Raw genomic sequence first — 11,453 nt, 5'->3', positions numbered from 1 at the left:
CCCCCCCCCCGGTAGAAGCGTTCGAAGATGTGTCCGAGCTGGCCAGGTGGGATGCCCTCGCCGTCATCGGCGACGTGGATGAGCGCGGTGGACGCCCCCTGTCGGTGGACGCTGATTCGGACCTGCCCGCCGGCCGGGGTGTGCCGTAGCGCGTTCGACAGGAGATTGCTCATCACCTGGCCGAAGCGTTGCCGGTCCACGAGCACCCGGGCGGTGTCCGTAATGGTCTCGACCTGTAAATCGACGCCTTTGTCAGCATAAGCTTCCCCCGCGGCAGCAGCGGCGGTATGGAGCAGATCCCCGAGCCCTTCCTCCGCCAGGTCCAAATCGATCCGGTGTTCCTGGACCCGGGAGACATCGTCGATGTCTTCCATCAACCGGGTCAGGCGGGCGAGTTGGTCAGCCATGATCGTGTGGGTGGCATTATTCCAGTCCACGACCCCGTCCTGGAGACCATCGAGGTAGACCGTGAGCACCGATAAGGGGGTGCCCATTTCGTGGGCCAGATCAGAGAGCATCTGGCGGCGGACCTGTTCGGTGTGTTCCAGCCGGTCGGCCATGGTGTTGAAGGCATGCGCCAGGGTGGTGACCTCGGGGCCTGCTTCTCCGGCGGGCACGCGGATACGGTAGTTGCCGGCCGTCAGGCTGGTAGCGGCGCGGGTGAGATCCTGCAGGGGGGTGCGTAGGCGACGCGATAACCACAGGCTGGCCAGCAGGGCGCTGATCAATGCGGTGGGCAGGGCGACGGCCAGGGTGATCAGGTTGGCGTCCCGGTAGGCCTGCTCGGCATGGAACAGCTCCAGCGAGGGGTCCTCCCGGCCGGTCATCAACATATGATCATGGAACAGGGTCAGGCCCACCATCGTGGCCACGGCCGCGGCCATCAGCAGGCTAATCACCACGACCAACACCTGGGCGGCCAGGAAGCGGAAGGTCAGGCCGGGTCCGTGATTCATGGCTGCCCCACCCGGTAGCCCACGCCACGCACGGTGTCGATAAACCCCCGGCCCCGGGTGTCGGCGCCGAGCTTGCGATGCAAGTTGCCGATGTGGACATCGACGATGCGTTCATCACCGACCCAGGTGGTGTCCCAGACCTCGGTGACCAGGTCGTGGCGGGTCAGCACCTGGCCGGGGCGCAGGGCTAGGGCAACCAGCAGCTCGAACTCCGTGCGGGTGAGCTCCACGGTCGTCTCCCCCACCCGCACCTGATGGACGACGGCTCCGTAGTGGCTGTTTCCCGTGATAAAACGTACAAAAACACAAATGTGGACTTCCGCATTGACCCCACCACCGGCGAGTACCAGAGCGCCAGCGTGGACGAATACCCCGGCAAGGAATCCGTGAATATTACTGCAAACACGCTCTCCCGGTTCAAGGCTGAAGATGCAGGTACCGCGCCCGGCGAAACCAAACGGATTATCGACCCTGCGTCCGCGCCTGAACAGACCCGCCTGGTAAGCGATAACACCAGTGAGGCGACCACTGTTTCCGCCCCGAAGACCGTATACGCGGGGCAGAAGTTCACGATTGGAGGGTCTGACTGGACGTATGGAGAAGACTATCTTCCCTCGGATATTACCGTCACCCTGGATGACGGCAAGTCAAAGGTAAACGGGCAGGGCGAAATGACCTTCAAGCTCTCCGAGGAAGAGACGTCGTTCACCCGTGACATTGAGGTGCCCGCCGACTGGAAACCTGGTGAGGAACACAACGTGACCATTTCTTCTGGCAAAACCAAAGGAGATAAGCAGCGCTCTCTCACCATAAAGTTCAAGGTCGAAGAGTACAATCCCAAGTACATTGACAGCTGCACCGTACCCACCCAGGATGCTGTGCAAGCCACCGAGGTTCCGTTCGCCGGGTACCCGAAAGTCGTCGGCGAGGTTCCCTCACTCAACCAACAGCCTGCCACCACAAAAGACTAACGGCAGATAACCAGCCCACGCGGTGCGCACAATGCTCCAGCTTGGCGCACAAAAACCGCAACGGCTGCACCTCTAACACTGCGCCCCCACCGGATATTTTCACCGGTGAGGGCGCAATACGTTTTAGCAAAGAGAATGTTCGCTCGGTTCCTGCGCACTCAACGGAACACGAGACTGACCGAGATTATCCCCGATATTCAGGCACGAGTGTCATCTCTGCCTTCTGGAACTTCTTCAAATCCAGGTAGCCGCAGTTCGCCATTGCGCGTTTGAGGGCGCCCACAATATTGCGGGTACCATCCACATGGTGCGAGGGCCCATACAGCACCTCTTCGAGAGTTCCAACCACGCCCAAGGGGGTGCGCACCCCACGCGGGAAGTCCCGCGAATGCGCCTCATTGCCCCAGTACCAGCCCTGGCCCGGCGCCTCAGATGCGCGCGCCAGGGGCGCGCCGATCATCACCGCATCCGCGCCCAGAGCCAGCGCCTTCACCAGGTCACCGGAACGGCTAAGCCCGCCGTCGGCAATCACATGAACATACCGTCCGCCGGATTCGTCCAGATAGTCCGAACGGGCCGCAGCAACATCGGCAATAGCGGTTGCCATCGGCGCGGAAATGCCCAGCCCCTTACGGGTGGTCATCGCGGAACCGCCGCCGAAGCCCACCAGAACACCGGCGGCACCGGTGCGCATCAAGTGCTTCGCCTGGGTATACCCTGCCACGCCGCCGACCATAACAGGCACATCCAGCTCGTAAATGAATTTCTTGAGGTTCAGCGGTTCATGCGAAGTCGAAATATGCTCCGCAGAGACCGAAGCCCCGCGAATCACGAAAAGATCGGCCCCGGCCTGCACCACCGTCTCGTAATGCTCTTGGGTGTTCTGCGGGGTAAGCGAGCCCGCCACAATAACACCCGAATCACGAATTTCTTCCAGGCGCGCGGTAATCAGCTCGGGCTTAATCGGCTCAGCGTAAATCTGCTGCATGCGCGTGGTAGCAGAGGCAGGATCAGCTTCGGGAAGCTCAGTAATTTCGTCAAGAAGCGGCTGCGGATCCTCATAGCGAGTCCACAAGCCTTCTAGGTTGAGCACGCCTAAACCACCGAGCTTTCCAAGCGCAATCGCGGTCGCTGGAGACATCACAGAGTCCATCGGTGCGCCCACAATTGGGGTGTCAAATTTGAAGGCGTCAATCTGCCATGACGTATCGACATCGCGACGGTCACGGGTGCGGCGCGTCGGTGCCAGCGCCACATCGTCAAGCGCATAGGTGCGGCGGGCGCTCTTAGAGAGCCCAATCTGAATATCGGACATGTGTGTTTCCCTTTCGGAAGGTCTCTGACCGGTGTTTCCTGGCGCACGGCTGCCCCGCAAGACTACGCGCCTGATGCAGTATCTACTCTACTCGGCGTATAACCCGTTCCGCCGCAGATTATTCAGAAATATCACAAAATGCACGACGGAATAGATTCCCTAATGTTCGAGTCTTACACACCATTGAGCCGGTCAGCGGTGGTTAACGGCGGTAGTTAGGTGCCTCGACAGTCATCGTAATGTCGTGCGGGTGAGATTCTTTCAAGCCCGCCGGAGTGATGCGCACAAACTTACCCTTGGTCTTAAGCTCCTCAATGGTGCGTGAACCCACGTAGAACATGGTCTGGCGCAGACCACCCTCAAGCTGATGCAGCACGGCAGAAAGCGGTCCGCGGAACGGAACCTGCCCCTCAATTCCCTCGGGAATCAGCTTCTCTTCGCTGGAAACGTCTGCCTGGAAATAACGGTCTTTCGAGTATGACTTGTGGCGACCGCGGGTCTGCATAGCGCCCAGCGAGCCCATGCCGCGGTAGGCTTTGAACTGCTTACCATTCATGAAAATCAGATCGCCGGGGGCCTCGGCGGTTCCCGCCAAAAGCGAGCCAAGCATCACGGAATCGGCGCCAGCAACCAGAGCCTTACCGATCTCACCGGAGTGCTGCATGCCGCCGTCGGCGATGAGCGGAACACCGGCGGGAATAGCTGCCTTCGCGGATTCGTTAATCGCGGTTACCTGGGGTACGCCCACACCCGCGATAATACGAGTGGTGCAAATTGATCCGGGACCCACGCCGACTTTCACGGCATCTGCGCCCGCATCAATAATGGCTTGAGCACCTTCACGGGTTGCCGCCTGACCACCAATCACATCGACATGTGCGGCTGCGGGATCTTTCTTCAGGCGGGAAATCATATCGAGCACGCCTTGGGAATGTCCGTTGGCGGTATCGACGAAGAGTGCATCCACCCCGGCCTCGACCAGAGCCATTGCACGTTCGTAGCCGTCACCGAAGAAGCCAATAGCAGCGCCAACGCGCAGGCGACCATCGTCATCCTTGGTGGCACGCGGGTACTGTTCGGTCTTCACAAAGTCTTTGAGGGTAATCAGCCCGGCAAGTTTACCGGCCTCGTCAATGAGGGGCAAACGCTCGATTTTGTTCTTCGAGAGCAGGGCGAAGGCTTCATCCTTCGTGAGGTTTGGCGAACCGGTAATGAGCGGCATCGGGGTCATAACATCACGCACGAGAGTGCTTTCATAGTCCGAGCGCGAGAGGTAGCGAATATCGCGGTTGGTAATAATACCTTCAAGTTTGCCATCTTCGGTGACCACCGGCAGACCCGAAACCTTGTAATAGCCGCACAGATTATCGTATTCGCCGATAGTTGCGTCAGCACCGATGGTGACGGGATTAATGATCATGCCCGATTCGGAGCGTTTCACGCGATCAACATGCGCTGCCTGATCCTCGATCGAAAGGTTGCGGTGGATCACGCCCATGCCGCCTAGGCGCGCCATCGAAATCGCCATCTGGGAATCAGTCACGGTATCCATCGCAGCGGAGATAATGGGGGTGCCCAGGGTAATACGCTTGGAGAGTCGAGTGCTGGTATCGGCATCGGAGGGAATAACATCGGTGTTGCCGGGTAGAAGCAACACGTCATCATAGGTCAGACCAGTGAATCCGAAGGGGTCGTCGGTCAGGGCGGTGGGGACAGTCATGTTTAGCCTTTCAAATGCTGTACCGGATGTATAGATGTTGTGTAGCGAGTGGTGCCACCGGGTGTAAAACGTCGTATCTCTATGGTAAACGCTTACGTCTGCTTCGGGGTACACGGAGCGGTTCGGATGTGTGCCTTTCCTGCAAGGCCGCAGTATCCGGTTCGAGGCTGCGCTTGCGTTTATTTCAGGCCAGTCTGCATCAAACCCCTACAGATAGTTGTTGCCCGGTTCAACGAGATTTTCTCTCCTCGAACCGGGCAACCCATCAATTATTCGTCTTCGTCCTCTTCTTCGGGCTTAGTGACCACCAGAGTCTCGGTCGTGAGCACCAAAGCCGCGATAGATGATGCGTTCTGCAGCGCAGAGCGGGTGACCTTCACGGGGTCAATTACGCCCGCTTCGAACAGATCAACATACTCACCGGTTTTGGCGTTGTAACCGTGACCAACAGGCTGTTCGGCGACCTTTGCCGCCACCACATAGCCGTCGTCGCCAGCGTTTTCGGCAATCCAGCGCAGCGGCTGTACCAGGGCGCGGCGTACAATCTGCACACCTACGTTTGCGTCGTGGCTATCGAGTTCAAAACCGTCGAGCGCCTTGCTGGCGTGGATCAGTGCCGAACCGCCACCGGATACGATGCCTTCTTCAAGAGCCGCGCGGGTAGAAGACACAGCGTCTTCGATGCGGTGCTTACGTTCCTTAGCCTCAACCTCGGTTGCCGCACCCACCTTGATCACGCCCACGCCACCGGCGAGCTTCGCCAGGCGTTCCTTGAGCTTTTCGCGATCCCACTCGGAATCGACGGCCTCGATCTCTCGGCGCAACTGCTGCACACGGTCTTCAACCGCTTCCTTGCTGCCACCGCCGTCCACAATCGTGGTGGTGTTCTTGGTGACGGTCACGCGGCGCGCCGAACCGGTTTCTTCGAGAGTTGCCTGGGCCAGGTCGATACCCAGTTCGGGGGTAATCACGATGCTGCCGGTCAGAATGGCGAGATCCTGCATAATAGCCTTGCGGCGATCGCCGAACCCGGGAGCCTTAAGCGCCACAACGTCGAGAGTTCCGCGGAGCTTATTCACCACGAGGGTGGACAGTGCTTCACCATCAACGTCTTCGGCGATAATGGTCAGCGGTTTTTTCGCCTGTACGACCTTCTCCAGCAGAGGCATAATCTCGGCAACAGTGGAGATCTTACCCTGGTAGAGCAGAATGAGGCTATCTTCAAGAACCGCTTCGCCACGCTCGGCATCGGTCACGAACGAAGGCGAAAGGTAGCCCTTGTCGAACTGCATACCCTCGGTAATGTCAAGCTCAATCTCAGTGGAGGAGCCGTCCTCGATAGTAATGACGCCGTCCTGACCGACCTTCTCAAAAGCAGATGCCAAAAGCTCGCCGATCTGGTCGGACTGAGCCGAAATAGCGGCAACATGCGCAACTTCCGGGCCCTGTACCTCGCGGGCATCCTGAAGCAGACGCTCGGAGACCTTCTCAACGGCGGCCTCAATGCCACGCTTCACCTCCGCAGGTGCCGCACCGCTTGTTACGTTGCGCAGCCCCTCATTCACGAGTGCCTGCGCCAGCACGGTTGCGGTGGTCGTACCGTCACCGGCAACGTCGTTAGTCTTGGTGGCTACCTCTTTAGCGAGCTGCGCGCCCAAGTTTTCATAGGGGTCTTCAAGCTCGACTTCGCGGGCGATCGAGACACCATCATTCGTGATAACCGGTGCGCCCCACTGTTTATCGAGCACAACATTGCGCCCGCGTGGGCCGAGGGTAACCTTGACCGCATCGGCGAGTTTATCGACGCCGGCCTGCAGGGACTTACGGGCGGCATCGTTGAATTCAAGCTGTTTAGCCATGAATATTCGCTACTCCTTGAGGGTTGTGAGCGTTCGATATCGTAGAAGGCGCGAGTGCGCCAAATCCAGGTCAGGTATAGCGGATGCGCCGCGCGAGAAACCGGCGGCGCATCCTGCATATATGCGAAATTAGTCGACGATCGCCAGAACGTCACGAGCGGAGAGAATCAGGTATTCCTCGCCCTGGTACTTGACCTCGGTACCGCCATAGCGGGAGAACACGACTACGTCACCTTCAGCGATATCGACGGGAACGCGGTTGCCCTTATCGTCCACACGACCGGGGCCCACAGCTACTACGCGAGCCTCCTGCGGCTTCTCCTTTGCAGTTTCGGGAATAACCAGACCGGATGCGGTGGTCTGCTCAGCCTGCTCTAGTTTGACAACTACTCGGTCTTCGAGGGGCTTAATAGCCATAGGTATGCTCCTTTTTAGTCAGCGTTTTTAAAAATTTGTGAAGCGGTTTAGCCCTAGTGCCTGGGCGTTTAGCACTGCACCGCTTCGAGTGCTAAATTCAACTTTAGAATCCCGGCGGCACCCGGTCAAGAATGCGCGCCGTTTCGAGGGCGGCGTTTCGCGCACAGGATAATACGCGAGCGCCCCGTGAACCTGCCGCAGCATCCAAGCCTTCTGCATATGCTCATGCCACTACACTTAAGCCTATGGTTGATTTTGTGCCCCCGCCGCCGTTTGCCTTGCCGTCCGAGCTTCCTTTTACCCGGCAGGCGTTAGATGCCGCGGATGCGCTTTTCCCCTATAGTCAAGAGCGCTCGCTCGAACAGGTTACGCGGCTGCGGGCGCAGGGGTTCACGCCCGATGAGACCGCCAATATTCTCAGCCTTGTTAAGGCGCGCACTCGGGCGCTGTCAAAGTTCGGCGATAGGGCGCGCACTATGTTTTTGACCGAGCACGGCGCGCAGCAGGCGACTCGACCGGTTGTTGCTGCCGAGCACGCGGCCGTGTTTGCCCGTACCGGGGTTCGCTCGGTTGCCGATCTGGGATGCGGTATCGGCGCGGATTCGTTGGAGTTCGCGCGCGCTTCCTTAGCGACTGTTTCTGTGGAGCTTGACCCGTTGACGGCATCTTTTGCTGCCGCAAATCTGGCGGATTTTTCGGGTTCACGGGTTGTGGTCGGTGATGTGACAAATTTTGATCTCGAGAGTTTTCGTGATGGCAACGGCAAGGTCGTGCAGGGCATTTGGCTTGATCCGGCCAGACGTGATCTGACCGGAGTCGTAAAATCCCGTACAGAACGTATTTTTGATCCCGAAGCCTATTCTCCCCCGCTTTCGTTCGTAGTGGATCTGGCCAGAACTGGCATGCCGATGGGTGTCAAACTTGGTCCGGGGATGCCGCATGAGGCTATTGCGCGCCCCGAGGATATTCGTAGCGAGGCGAACCCCCATCCGCGTGTCACGGCGCAGTGGGTTGAGCATGAGGGTTCTCTCGTGGAGTTAGTGCTTTGGTTTAATGCTTTGGCTCAGGAGGGCGTTGCACGCACGGTCACGGTGCTGCGGCAGGAGGCGACGGGACAGGCTGAAGACAAGGGCCTGCGCATTCACAAAACCACGCTGAGTAGTCCCTATTCTGCGGAACAAGTAACCCCTGTTGATGAAAAGCAAACCCGGTTCCCCTCCCCCGGTGAGTACCTCTATGAGCCTTCCGGCGCGGTAGTGCGGGCGCATCTGGTGCAGGAGTTAGCCCAAGAGCTTGGGGCGAACCTGATTGATCCGCACCTGGCGTACCTCATGGCGGCAAAAGCTGTTCAGAGTCCGCTGGCACAGTGTTATGAGGTTCTTGAGGAAATCCCGGTGCATGAGAAACAGCTCAAAAAGTGGGTGCGCGAGCGCGGTTTTACGGCTTTGACGATCAAGAAACGCGGCGTTGATCTGGTGCCCGAGAAAATGCGTGCGACCCTGCTGGCAGGCGGTGCGGGCAAGAAATCAGGTAAGAAAGCCGCGAAGAATCAGGGCTATAACCCGGCGACTTTAGTGTTTACGCGAGTGGGGTTCGGGCAGCAGGCACGGCGCATCGGGTGGCATGTGCGGCCTGTAGATTTTTCTGATTCAGCACAGGTCTCTAGCTCGGACACTAAGAATTCTGTGGTCTAGCGGTTTATGTGGGCGGCGTATCTACAAAAAACTGTGATGACGGTGTGTGACGTTTTATGTCAGATACTTCATGTTCGTGTCGTATTTAGTTCATACGCACTCGAAAAAGCGCTGTTGTGGTCACCAACACCGTAAAATAAATGCAGTCACCCTAAGAAGGAGAGAGTTTTGATTCCGTTCGCTTCCTCGGCGCAATCCACTCTTGGCGTAGAGTGGGAGATCGCGCTGATTGACCAGCATACCGGAGAGCTGGTAGCGCGCGCTCAAGAGGTACTTGCCCGTGTGGGCGAACGTTACCCCGAGCTTTTGGAACCTTCCCTGGATCATGCTCATGTGACGGGCGAATTTTTGGAAAATACGCTTGAGATTATTACCGGCGTGTGTACTACGGTGCCGCAGGCATGCCAGCAGTTGATCTCGGTGACCGATAAGATCCGTGAGGTTACTGATGAGCTGGGACTTGATTTTTATGCGGCGGGCACACACCCTACGGCGCATTGGCAGGAACAGCAGGTATCTGCGAAGAAGCGGTACCAGCGTGTGGTTGGTCGCGGCCAGTACTGGGGCAGGCACATGGTTATTTTTGGTGTGCATGTGCATGTGGGTGTCGATTCACGCGATAAGGTTTTGCCGCTCGTGGATGCTCTCACCAACTATTGCGCGCATCTGCTGGGGCTTTCGGTGTCTTCGCCCTACTGGGACAGCGTGGATACCGGATATGGTTCGCACCGCACGATGCTGTATCAGCAGCTGCCTTCAAATGGTCTGCCTTTTCATTTTGAAAACTGGCAGGAGTACAGTGACTATTTGCATGCGTTGGTGAAGACGGGCGCTATTTTAGAGGTCAGCGAGGACCGTTGGGATGTGCGCCCGGTCCCCCGCTACGGCACCTTAGAGATGCGGTACTGCGACGGCCTTCCGTCGATTCGTGATGTGGCGGCGGTTACGGCGCTCACCCAATGTTTAGTGGAGTTTTTCTCGCGCAAAATTGAGGCTGGCGAGAAGATTGAAGTGTTAAACCCTTGGCATGCGCAGGAGAATAAATGGCGTGCCGCCCGCTATGGTTTAGACACCGAGATTATTGTGTCTAACGAGCCGCAGGTGCGCCCGCTGCGCGAGGACATTGAGCTTCTTGTTACTCAGCTAGAGGATGTTGCCCGGGATTTGGATTGTTTGCCGGAGCTGCAGCATGTAAGGAATATGCTGGCGGAGGGCACCGGTGCCGACCGGCAGCGCGCTATCTACGAGAAAACTGGCTCTTTCCACGAGGTTATTCGAGATGTCGCGCTCCAGTCACGGGCGCGTCCCATCCGCTAGGAGCCGATAAAGTTCCAGCCCGCTCCCCCGAATTTTCTCAGGAGGCAGGCTGACGGTTCCCTCTAGTCTAAGCAAATGCTCTAGAAACACACCGTCGTGACCGGCAGCGAAGAATCGGTCGTAAAATCGATTCCCGAAGGTTCATACCCGGCCTCGACAAGGCGTGCCCCAAGCGCAGCCACCATTGCACCATTATCGGTACACAGCGTAAATTTCGGGATAATGAGGCGCACCCCAGCTGAAGTGCATCGTGCCGAAAGCAGCTCACGCAGCCGCGAATTTGCCGCAACGCCGCCGCCGAGTAAGAGAGTGTGCAGTCCCTGTTCCCGGCAGGCCAGCACGGCTTTCTTCGTGATAACATCGACAACCGCTTCCTGGAAAGATGCCGCAATATCGGCGACCGGAACCTCTTCACCGCGTGCCTCGAAGCCTTCAATCACACGCGCTACGGCGGTCTTGAGCCCTGAAAACGAGAAATTATACCGGTGTGCCCCCGGGGCTTCGGCGGTACCCATGAACTTACGGTTTGACAACCCGCGTGGGAAAACAAACGCCTTAGCATTCCCCGTGCGCGCGGCGCGGTCAATAGCGGGGCCTCCCGGGTAATCGAGTCCCAGTAAACGAGCGACTTTATCGTAGGCCTCACCGGCGGCATCATCAAGGGTGGCTCCGAGCAGACGAACATCCTGAGTAATATCGCGTACCTGCAGAATTTCGGTGTGACCACCAGAAACCAGCAGTGCCCCGAGCCCGCCATCTCGAGCGTGTTCAAGCAGCGCCGAGCCGTCTTCGGTACCGTTATCGTCGAGCAGCCCCACGCCCACATGCGCCACCAGATGGTTAATGCCGTAGAGCGGCTTTCCGGTAGCGGTAGCCAGCGCCTTCGCGGCAGAAACACCGACCATGAGTGCCCCGGCGAGCCCGGGACCGGCGGTGACGGCAATCGCGTCTATATCGTCGAGGGTCACGTAAGCGTCTGCAAGTGCGGCTTCTAGAGCCGGGATCATAGAATCAAGATGAGCCCGCGAAGCAATTTCGGGAATCACCCCACCGAACCGCACGTGCTCTTCCATCGAGGATGAAACCGTGTTGGTGAGCAGACGGGTGCCGCGTACAATGCCGATCCCGGTCTCATCGCAGGATGATTCGATACCTAATACAAGCGGCTCGGCTGCGGCAGAAAGTTTTGGTTTAGTCATCATTT

9 protein-coding genes and 1 pseudogene are annotated in these 11,453 nt (G+C 58.2%); 3 read left to right on the top strand and 7 right to left on the bottom strand.

The window, feature by feature from the left end:
• The coding region (locus HMPREF2756_RS05845; protein ID WP_070619238.1) for a sensor histidine kinase at nucleotides 1–956 on the bottom strand (956 nt) is incomplete at its 3' end.
• A pseudogene (locus tag HMPREF2756_RS05840) lies at nucleotides 953–1,219 on the bottom strand (winged helix-turn-helix domain-containing protein); the annotation flags it as partial. The gene HMPREF2756_RS05845 and the pseudogene HMPREF2756_RS05840, both read right to left, overlap by 4 nt.
• Before the next feature lie 9 nt (nucleotides 1,220–1,228).
• On the opposite strand from HMPREF2756_RS05840, the gene HMPREF2756_RS05835 reads away from it, so the two are divergent.
• On the top strand, nucleotides 1,229–1,927 hold the full coding sequence (locus HMPREF2756_RS05835; protein WP_141747829.1) for a hypothetical protein: 699 nt from the start codon (nucleotides 1,229–1,231) through the stop codon (nucleotides 1,925–1,927).
• A 184-nt stretch (nucleotides 1,928–2,111) separates the two neighbouring features.
• Here HMPREF2756_RS05835 and HMPREF2756_RS05830 read toward each other — a convergent pair whose 3' ends face one another.
• From HMPREF2756_RS05830 to groES, 4 genes are all read right to left on the bottom strand, one after another.
• The gene (locus HMPREF2756_RS05830) at nucleotides 2,112–3,242 is read right to left on the bottom strand and encodes a GuaB3 family IMP dehydrogenase-related protein (protein WP_013397582.1); all 1,131 of its coding nucleotides are present in this window, start codon (nucleotides 3,240–3,242) and stop codon (nucleotides 2,112–2,114) included.
• Nucleotides 3,243–3,444: 202 nt separating this feature from the next.
• Nucleotides 3,445–4,962: an IMP dehydrogenase gene (gene guaB / locus HMPREF2756_RS05825; RefSeq protein ID WP_013397583.1), complete on the bottom strand. Its 1,518-nt coding sequence runs from the start codon at nucleotides 4,960–4,962 to the stop codon at nucleotides 3,445–3,447.
• 269 nt (nucleotides 4,963–5,231) lie between these two features.
• A complete protein-coding gene (groL, locus tag HMPREF2756_RS05820) occupies nucleotides 5,232–6,821 on the bottom strand; it encodes a chaperonin GroEL (protein ID WP_013397584.1) in 1,590 nt (529 codons plus the stop codon).
• A gap of 129 nt (nucleotides 6,822–6,950) precedes the next feature.
• The gene (gene groES, locus HMPREF2756_RS05815; protein WP_004005229.1) at nucleotides 6,951–7,238 is read right to left on the bottom strand and encodes a co-chaperone GroES; all 288 of its coding nucleotides are present in this window, start codon (nucleotides 7,236–7,238) and stop codon (nucleotides 6,951–6,953) included.
• A gap of 131 nt (nucleotides 7,239–7,369) precedes the next feature.
• On the opposite strand from groES, the gene HMPREF2756_RS05810 reads away from it, so the two are divergent.
• Together HMPREF2756_RS05810 and HMPREF2756_RS05805 are read left to right on the top strand one after the other, a co-directional pair.
• On the top strand, nucleotides 7,370–8,932 hold the full coding sequence (locus HMPREF2756_RS05810) for a class I SAM-dependent methyltransferase (RefSeq protein WP_342456653.1): 1,563 nt from the start codon (nucleotides 7,370–7,372) through the stop codon (nucleotides 8,930–8,932).
• Nucleotides 8,933–9,100: 168 nt separating this feature from the next.
• On the top strand, nucleotides 9,101–10,249 hold the full coding sequence (locus HMPREF2756_RS05805; protein ID WP_070619232.1) for a glutamate--cysteine ligase: 1,149 nt from the start codon (nucleotides 9,101–9,103) through the stop codon (nucleotides 10,247–10,249).
• An 80-nt stretch (nucleotides 10,250–10,329) separates the two neighbouring features.
• Here the strand turns inward: HMPREF2756_RS05805 and tsaD are convergent, their stop codons facing one another.
• Nucleotides 10,330–11,448: a tRNA (adenosine(37)-N6)-threonylcarbamoyltransferase complex transferase subunit TsaD gene (gene tsaD, locus HMPREF2756_RS05800; RefSeq protein ID WP_070619249.1), complete on the bottom strand. Its 1,119-nt coding sequence runs from the start codon at nucleotides 11,446–11,448 to the stop codon at nucleotides 10,330–10,332.
• Nucleotides 11,449–11,453 lie beyond the last annotated feature (5 nt).

It is taken from the genome of Rothia sp. HMSC067H10 (assembly GCF_001810635.1).
Taxonomy (GTDB): Bacteria; Actinomycetota; Actinomycetes; order Actinomycetales; family Micrococcaceae; genus Rothia; species Rothia dentocariosa.
The sequence above is the reverse complement of the archived record's forward strand: the minus strand, read 5'-3'. Positions and strand labels throughout refer to the sequence as shown.